This is a genomic window from Variovorax sp. P4_D9, from assembly GCF_056401695.1.
This window is the reverse complement of the sequence record NZ_JBFUIU010000598.1, coordinates 1-5,556: the sequence shown is the minus strand read 5'-3', so window position 1 is coordinate 5,556 and position 5,556 is coordinate 1. Positions and strand designations below refer to the sequence as shown.

Here is a 5,556-nt window from a genome sequence, read left to right as displayed (position 1 = left end):
ACACGATCAAGCCCGGCGTGCTGGTCGATGTCATGCCGCCGATGGGACACTTCAACGTCCAGCTGTCTCCGGACAACCGCAAGCACTACATCGGATTCGCGGCCGGCAGCGGCATCACCCCCTTGCTGTCGATCATCAAGACCACGCTCGCGCTCGAACTGAACAGCGAGTTCACGCTCTTCTACGGCAACCGCGCATCGTCCTCCGTGATCTTCAAGGAGGAGCTGGCAGAGCTGAAGGACCTCTATCTCACGCGGCTGAACATCGTCTACATCATGAGCCGCGAACAGCAGGACATCGAGCTGTTCAACGGCCGCATCACGCGCGAGAAGTGCGAGCAGTTGTTCAAGCAGTGGATCGACCTGGAGACCGTCGACACCGCTTTCATCTGCGGACCCGAAAGCATGATGCACGAGGTGTCCGACGCCCTGCAGGCGAATGGCATGCCCAAGTCGAGCATCAAGCTCGAACTCTTCGCCGCCAGCATCCCGAAGAAGCAGGCGCACCAGGTGCACCAGGTGATCGGCAAGCAGGAATGCGAGGTCACCCTGATCATCGATGGGAGCCACGCGAGCTTCACGATGGAGAAGGACAAGGAATCGGTGCTCGACGCCGGCCTGCGCCAGGGCATCGACATGCGCTACTCGTGCAAGGGTGGCGTCTGCTCGACCTGCCGCGCCAAGGTCATCGACGGCAAGGTCGACATGGACGTCAACTTCGCGCTGGAGGACTACGAGGTCGCGCGCGGCTTCGTCCTGAGCTGCCAAGCCTTCCCGGTCACCGACAAGGTGGTGCTGGACTTCGACCAGGACACCTGAGCGCGGCCCGGCACGCCGCCCACGCCACCGGCCTACAGACCCACGCAATCTTTCCACACCATGACCTTCGACAACATACTGTTCAGCATCGAGGACGGCATCGCCCGCCTGACCTTGAACCGGCCCGACAAGCTCAACAGCTTCACGGTCGCCATGCACGAAGAGGTCCGCCAGGCGCTGGATCAGGTCCTGGCGGACAAGTCCGTCCGCGTGCTGGTGCTGACCGGCGCGGGGCGCGGCTTCTGCGCCGGACAGGACCTGTCCGATCGGGCCGTCAAGCCAGGCGCTGCGGCGGTCGACCTGGGGGAATCCGTTGAGAAGTACTACGGCCCGTTGGTACGGAGCCTGCGCGCGCTGCCGATCCCTGTGATCTGCGCCGTCAACGGCGTCGCCGCAGGGGCAGGCGCCAACCTGCCGCTGGCCTGCGACATCGTCATCGCGGCGAAGTCGGCGAGCTTCGTCGAAGTCTTCTGCCAGCTGGGTCTGATCCCGGATACCGGCGGCACCTATTTTCTGCCGCGCTTGCTGGGCACTGCGCGGGCGATGGCGTTGGCCATGCTCGGCGACAAGCTCAGCGCCGAGCAAGCCGCCGCATGGGGCCTGATCTGGAAATGCGTCGACGACGAGCAGCTCCAGCCCGAGACCGACCGGCTCGCCCGCCACTTCGCAACGGCGCTCACCCTCGGCCTGGCCCGCACCAAGCAGGCGATCTACGCCAGCCCCGCCAACACACTGGAAGTGCAGCTGGACCTCGAGCGGGACCTGATGCGGGAACTGGGCCGCAGCGCCGACTACCAGGAAGGCGTCAGCGCCTTCATTGCCAAGCGCGCGCCTCAGTTCACGGGGGCCTGACATGTCCAACGCACTTTCCAAATCCTCCCAGGTGGCTGTCATCGGCGCCGGCGCCATGGGAGCCGGCATTGCACAGATTGCTGCCGTAGCGGGCCATGAGGTCCGCCTGTTCGACATGAACGCCGCGGCGGCGCAGAAGGCGGTGTCGGGCATTCGCGCGACCTTCGCCAAGCTGGCCGAAAAGGGCCGCATGACCGTTGAAGACGCTGACGCGGCAGCGGGCAGGCTCGGCGTCATGGACGGCCTTGCGGCCCTCGCGGGATCGGCCCTGGTGGTCGAGGCAATCGTCGAGAACCTGCAGGTGAAGCGCCAGCTCTTTTCGGAACTCGAAGCGATCGTCGGCGACGAATGCATCCTTGCGACTAACACCTCCTCGATTTCGATCACTGCCATCGGCGCGGCGCTTCGGCGGCCTTCGCGATTGCTCGGCATGCACTTCTTCAACCCGGCGCCCCTGATGGCGCTGGTCGAGGTAGTCAGCGGGCTGGCGACCGGGCGCGACGTGGCGCAGGCGGTCTTCGATACGGCGCTCGCCTGGGGCAAGAGTCCCGTCCACGCGCGCTCCACGCCCGGCTTCATTGTCAACCGCGTCGCCAGACCCTACTACGCGGAAGCGCTGCGGCTGTTGGGCGAAGGGGCCGCCGATCCCGCCACGATCGATGCGGTCATGCGCGATGGCGGCGGCTTCCGGATGGGGCCCTTCGAACTCATGGACCTGATCGGCCACGACGTGAACTATGCAGTCACGCGATCGGTCTTCGAGAGCTACAGCAATGACCCACGCTTCACGCCCTCCCTGATCCAGCAGGAACTGGTCGACGCCGGATTCTTCGGCCGCAAGTCCGGCCGAGGCTTCTACGCCCATGGCGAGGGTGCCGCGCCGCCGGTGCCACAGGACCTACCCGCGGCGGATCTGCCGGGCCATGTCGTGCTGCATGGCGGCTCGACCATCGCCGTGCAACTGGCAGCCCGGATGAGGGCAGGCGAGGTGCCCTTCGAACATCGCGACGCGCCGCATCCGGACGGTCAAATCCTCGAGGCCGGAACAGCGGCTGTGTACCTCACCGACGGCCGCAGCGCCACGCAGCGCGCCAGCGAGTCGGGCCAGGCCGCGACGGTGCTGATGGACCTGGCGCTCGACCTGCAGACATCGCGACGCGTGGCGCTGACCGTCGCGGACCAGGGCAGCGCTGCCGATCTCGCCAGTGCGGCAGCCGTGTTCCAGCGCGCCGGCTTCGCAGTGTCTCGGCTGGAGGACGTGCCCGGCATGGCGGTGATGCGCACCGTCGCGATGCTGGCCAACGAAGCCGCGGACGCGGTGAACCAGGGCGTCTGCGACGCCGCGGGCGCCGACCTGGCGATGAAGAAGGGCGTCAACTACCCGCGCGGTCCCCTGTCGTGGGCCGATGCGGTCGGATTGAGCCACGTCCTCGGCGTGCTCGACAACCTGGCCACCGTCTACGGGGAGGATCGCTATCGCGCCTCGCCGCTGACCCGACGCAAGGTCTGGAGCAATGGTCAGTTCTTCGCCTGACGCCTCATCGATTGCATTTGCCCCACACCCCATTGCCCGCACCGCGGGCTCATGAAACACCCAAGGAGAAGACAACATGGTCCAGCGTTACCCCAACCCCGGCGATCTTGAAGCGATCGAAACCGCCAGCCGAGACGAGTTGTCGGCCCTGCAGTTGCAACGGCTGAAGACGACTCTGAAGCACGCCTATGAGAACGTGCCGCACTACCGCGCCAAGTTCGACGCGGCGGGTGTGCATCCCGACGACCTCAAGCAGCTTGCCGACCTCGCCAAGTTCCCGTTCACCGGGAAGAAGGACCTGCGCGACAACTACCCGTTCGGCATGTTCGCCGTTCCGCGCGAGCAGGTCGTGCGCGTCCATGCCTCGAGCGGCACCACCGGCAAGCCGACGGTGGTCGGCTACACCGCGAAGGACATCGACACCTGGGCCACCGTGGTCGCGCGCTCGATCCGAGCGGCCGGCGGCCGCAAGGGCGACATCTGTCACATCTCCTACGGCTACGGCCTGTTCACGGGCGGCATGGGTGCGCACTACGGCGCGGAGCGCCTGGGCTGCACGGTGATCCCAATGTCCGGCGGGCAGACCGAGAAGCAGGTCCAGCTGATCCAGGACTTCAAGCCGAACATCATCATGGTGACGCCGTCGTACATGCTGAACCTGATCGAGGAGTTCCAGCGCCAGGGGCTCGATCCGGCTGACAGCTCGCTGAAGGTCGGCATCTTCGGTGCCGAACCTTGGACCGACGCGATGCGCGCCGAGATCGAAGCGCGCGCGGGCCTCGATGCGGTCGACATCTACGGCCTGTCCGAAGTGATGGGCCCGGGCGTGGCGAGCGAGTGCGTCGAGAGCAAGGACGGTCCCGTGATCTGGGAGGACCACTTCTACCCCGAAATCATCGACCCCGAGACCGGCGAAGTGCTGCCCGACGGCGAAGAAGGCGAACTGGTCTTCACCTCGCTGACCAAGGAGGCGCTGCCGATCATCCGCTACCGCACGCGCGACCTGACCCGATTGCTGCCACCCACGTCGCGCGCGATGCGCCGGATCGGCAAGATCACCGGCCGCTCCGATGACATGCTGATCATTCGCGGCGTCAACGTCTTCCCGACGCAGATCGAGGAACTGATCCTGAAGATGCCGAGCCTGGCGCCGATCTATCAACTGGTCGTCTCCCGCGACGGCCACCTCGACAAGCTGGATGTCTTGGTCGAAGCCCGGCCCGGCATCCCGCTGTCCGCGAAGGAAACCGAGACCCTGTCCCGCGAGCTTTCGCATCGCATCAAGGTTCAAGTCGGCGTGAGCACCAAGGTCGACGTACTGGCCGCGGACTCCGTGGCGCGTACAAGCACCGGCAAGGCGATGCGGGTCCTAGACAAGCGCCCGAAGGTCATGCCCGAACGGCCGGTTGGCGCCATCTGAACCAATAGGAGAAACAATCTTGAACGCCCTGATCTGCGATGCGATTCGCACACCCTTCGGCCGCTATTTCGGCGCGCTCTCCACCGTTCGCGCCGACGACCTGGCGGCGCTGCCGCTCAAGGAACTAGTGCGACGCAATCCCGGCGTCGATTGGGCGGCTGTCGATGACGTCCTGTACGGATGCGCGAACCAGGCGGGCGAGGACAACCGCAACGTCGGTCGCATGGCCGTCCTGCTTGCGGGCCTGCCGGTCGACGTGCCGGCCAATACCGTGAACCGACTGTGCGGATCGAGCTTGGACACGATCGGCTTGGCCGCGCGCACCATCAAGTCCGGCGACGCGCAGCTCGTCATCGCGGCGGGCGTCGAGAGCATGACACGGGCGCCATTCGTGCAGGGCAAGGCGGAGAGCGCCTTCTCGCGAAGCGCAAGGATCGAGGACACGACGATCGGGTGGCGCTTTGTGAATCCCTTCGGTGCTATTCAAGRCTTCCACTTCGGTCCTCCGAGAAACTCTCACTCATWCGTTTCCACTCCTTAATTGCAAGATCCCARGGAGGGGCATACAGGCACGCAAAAAACTTCTCAAACATCTCAAACATCTCAAACATCTCAAATTTCCTTTCAGTTTCATTTGCCATCAAGGCTTGCTCTGGATGAGCTTGGCCGATCCGACTCGCTGCCGATGCCGTGATCGATACCCTTCGGCGTCTTCAAACTGCAAGTTGTGCTTCAGGCAGGCTTGGCTCATCGACCAGCGGCATTGCGGCCCGCTGGGTGTCACGCTCGTAGGTGCGAGAACCGATCACCAGCATCCAGGCGGCAGCGATCCCGAACAGCGGTGTCACCGCCAATGCCGTCTGCAGCCCGAAGGCGTCGGAGAGTACGCCCCCAATGAGCGGTCCCATTGCCATGCCGAACAGGTTCTGGAG

Annotated in this window: 4 protein-coding genes and 2 pseudogenes; 5 read left to right on the top strand and 1 reads right to left on the bottom strand. The window is 65.1% G+C overall.

The window, feature by feature from the left end; genetic code table 11:
- The 5 genes and pseudogenes from AC1DY5_RS40025 to AC1DY5_RS40005 form a co-directional block, all read left to right on the top strand.
- Positions 1-818: 2Fe-2S iron-sulfur cluster-binding protein (locus tag AC1DY5_RS40025; protein ID WP_478119999.1), on the top strand; the 818-nt coding region annotated here is incomplete at its 5' end.
- A 60-nt stretch (positions 819-878) separates the two neighbouring features.
- Positions 879-1,670, top strand: coding sequence for a 2-(1,2-epoxy-1,2-dihydrophenyl)acetyl-CoA isomerase PaaG (gene paaG, locus AC1DY5_RS40020; RefSeq protein ID WP_478119998.1), 792 nt, complete (start codon positions 879-881; stop codon positions 1,668-1,670).
- 1 nt (position 1,671) lies between these two features.
- The gene (gene paaH, locus AC1DY5_RS40015; protein ID WP_478119997.1) at positions 1,672-3,204 is read left to right on the top strand and encodes a 3-hydroxyacyl-CoA dehydrogenase PaaH; all 1,533 of its coding nucleotides are present in this window, start codon (positions 1,672-1,674) and stop codon (positions 3,202-3,204) included.
- Between the two features lie 76 nt (positions 3,205-3,280).
- Positions 3,281-4,624: a phenylacetate--CoA ligase PaaK gene (gene paaK / locus AC1DY5_RS40010; RefSeq protein ID WP_478119996.1), complete on the top strand. Its 1,344-nt coding sequence runs from the start codon at positions 3,281-3,283 to the stop codon at positions 4,622-4,624.
- A gap of 16 nt (positions 4,625-4,640) precedes the next feature.
- Positions 4,641-5,096, top strand: a pseudogene (locus AC1DY5_RS40005) (thiolase family protein); the annotation flags it as partial.
- A 241-nt stretch (positions 5,097-5,337) separates the two neighbouring features.
- On the opposite strand, the pseudogene AC1DY5_RS40000 reads toward AC1DY5_RS40005, so the two are convergent.
- Positions 5,338-5,556: pseudogene (locus tag AC1DY5_RS40000) on the bottom strand (MFS transporter); the annotation flags it as partial.

What these genes read in the sequence shown, in the direction of transcription:
- paaG (WP_478119998.1), top strand. Translation starts at nt 879, where the DNA reads ATGACCTTCGACAACATACTGTTCAGCATCGAGGACGGCATCGCCCGC.
- paaH (WP_478119997.1), top strand. Translation starts at nt 1,672, where the DNA reads ATGTCCAACGCACTTTCCAAATCCTCCCAGGTGGCTGTCATCGGCGCC.
- paaK (WP_478119996.1), top strand. Translation starts at nt 3,281, where the DNA reads ATGGTCCAGCGTTACCCCAACCCCGGCGATCTTGAAGCGATCGAAACC.